The 1,943-nt window shown below is 58.3% G+C and carries 1 protein-coding gene; it reads left to right on the top strand.

Features of this window, described 5'->3' with window-relative positions:
- Nucleotides 1–563 precede the first annotated feature (563 nt).
- A partial coding sequence (locus ABX749_RS31230; RefSeq protein ID WP_372899475.1) for a proton-conducting transporter membrane subunit occupies nucleotides 564–1,943 on the top strand: 1,380 nt, incomplete at its 3' end.

The raw sequence follows: 1,943 nt of genomic DNA, 5'->3' as shown, positions 1-1,943 counted from the left end.
CGGTTGCCACTGTCCCGTGTGATTGTGTCGGTGAAGTTGATGATAGCGTACTGCGCACGGTGGCTGGTTTTCGACATCCTCCAACGCTCTCGTTCGGATGACGTGGTACGGCATTTGGCATGCGAACCCGAAATTACGTCACGTGCCGATAGCACGCGAATCAAGATTTCGCGATGGATCTTTCGAAACGGATCGGCTAATCCGGAAGGTTTGGTCCAGAATTTGCGTGCGGTGGGGCTATGGATCGGATACGAAGGTACAAACCTCAAAAGGTACAAACGTTACGTTGCGACACCAATGTTCGACACTCCAGTGACACGCCCGATCGCTCGACGAACCGAACTCTGGTGGCCGGGGACGACGGGCGGTGTCGCGTTCCTGCTGTCCGGATTAGGCTTTGCGTCGTCGTCCGAAGCCGGCATCGTGGTGAGGGGATGGACCATCGGTGCAGCTTCGTTTCTCTGTAGAATCGTGCTCATGAGCCACTCTGTGCATTTGAAGAACATCGACTTGAAAACCGGACCACTGGAAACGCCTGCGAAGCCGCCCCACGAGGCGAACTGATGCTCTTGTGGTTGTTGGCCATTCTGATCGCTGCTGCTGTCGCGCCGACGGTGAACCGGGGCGTTGGTTCATTGGGCGGATGGGTTCTGGCCGTTGTCCCGGCGGGCGTGTTCATCGCGCTGCTGACACTGTGGCCGTCGGTTGTGAACCAACAGGATGTGTCGGTTTTTGTGGATTGGGTTCCGGCACTTAATCTTGCCGTGTCGCTGCGGTTGGACGGTCTGAGTCTGCTGTTCGGCCTGATGGTCACCGGGATTGGTGCGCTGATCCTGGTGTATGCGGGAGCCTATTTGAAAGGCGACGATCGGCTGGGGCACTTGTGGATGCTGTTGCTGTTGTTCATGGCCGCCATGCTGGGGCTGGTTCTGGCCGACAACCTACTGACGCTGTTTATCTTCTGGGAACTGACCAGCATCACGTCGTACCTGCTGATCGGATTTAACAGCGACCGTCCCGAATCGCGAGCATCCGCATTGCAGGCGCTGCTGGTCACGGGCGGTGGTGGATTGGTGCTGCTTCCCGGATTGATCTTGTTGGGTTTGGCAGGCAACTCCTTTGAAATCTCGACGCTGCTGACGAGCGCCGAGCCAATCCGTGAGCACTCGTTCTATCTGCCGATGCTGGTTCTGATTCTGGTCGGAGCGTTCACGAAGTCGGCTCAGTTTCCGTTTCATTTCTGGCTGCCGAATGCGATGGCAGCTCCAACGCCGATCAGCGCCTATTTGCATTCGGCAACGATGGTCAAGGCGGGGGTCTATCTGATCGCGCGGCTGCATCCGATTTTGGGCGGGACGGCGGAATGGTTTTGGATGATTGCTTCGGTCGGCGCGATCACGATGGTGCTCGGAGCCGTGCTGGCGCTACGGGCAACTGACCTGAAGCAAATCCTGGCCTATGCAACCATCAGCGTGCTGGGAACGCTGACCCTGTTGCTGGGGATCGGAACAGAAGCCACTTTGGTTGCCGCCTTGGCGGTGCTGGTGGCTCATGCGTTCTACAAAGGCGGGTTGTTCATGGTGGCCGGTGCGATCGATCACTCCGTGCATCAGCGCGATGTTCGTGAACTCGGCGGACTCAGGATAGCAATGCCTGCCACGTTCGCTGCGGCCGGTTTGGCGGGATGTTCAATGGCGGGCGTCTTGCCGACGTTCGGCTTTATTGCCAAGGAAACGTGGTACGAATCGGTCGGCCATATTGCCGGCAACGGGTTTTTGGCTGCGTCGATCTTGTCCAACATAGGATTGGTCGCGGCCGTGGGGTTCGTTTGTGTCAAACCGTTTTTCGGAGGGCGAACCGAAAGCACCCAGCATGCGCACGAGGGTGGTCCGGCGATGTGGGGGCCACCGGTCGTGCTGGGGATCGCTGGATTGGCGTTGGGG

Source organism: Stieleria sp. (genome assembly GCF_041595215.1).
Taxonomy (GTDB): Bacteria; Planctomycetota; Planctomycetia; order Pirellulales; family Pirellulaceae; genus Stieleria; species Stieleria magnilauensis.
This window is presented reverse-complemented; position numbering and strand designations above follow the sequence as displayed.